Consider the following 372-nt stretch of genomic DNA (forward strand, 5'->3'; position numbering starts at 1 on the left):
ACGCAAATCGTCGGCAGTCAAATCGCCAAGTAGATCGTAATCAACGCCTTGCTCGCGAAAGGCCTCGTTGTATTCGGCGAGCCCAAGCTCGCTGAGAAAGTTTTGCACCCGCTGCGGCATAGGAAACCTCGGTGGATGAAACTACATTAACACAAATCAAACCCTGCTTGTAACTTGACCAGTCACAACAACCGATTCGAGGACTTTCAGGTGAAATCAGTGGATTTTTGCGGTCGCTTTCTGCCCGAAAGTCCGGATTGCAGATGTTGTTCGAAGATTTTTGCGGCCGCAGAGAGGCTTTGTCGCAAACTTTCGGCTCCGACGCCTCCGTGTTAGTGGCGTCTCAGATTTCGAACGAGGCGGGCAGTGACA

1 protein-coding gene is annotated in these 372 nt (G+C 51.6%); it reads right to left on the minus strand.

Going from position 1 to position 372, the window contains the following annotated elements:
- Positions 1-120, minus strand: a 120-nt coding sequence (locus Q0816_RS26180) for an SAM domain-containing protein (protein WP_367180615.1), incomplete at its 3' end; no start/stop codon positions are given.
- Positions 121-372: the final 252 nt, after the last annotated feature.

The sequence above is a fragment of the uncultured Ruegeria sp. genome (genome assembly GCF_947497005.1).
In the GTDB taxonomy this organism is placed as follows: Bacteria; Pseudomonadota; Alphaproteobacteria; order Rhodobacterales; family Rhodobacteraceae; genus Ruegeria.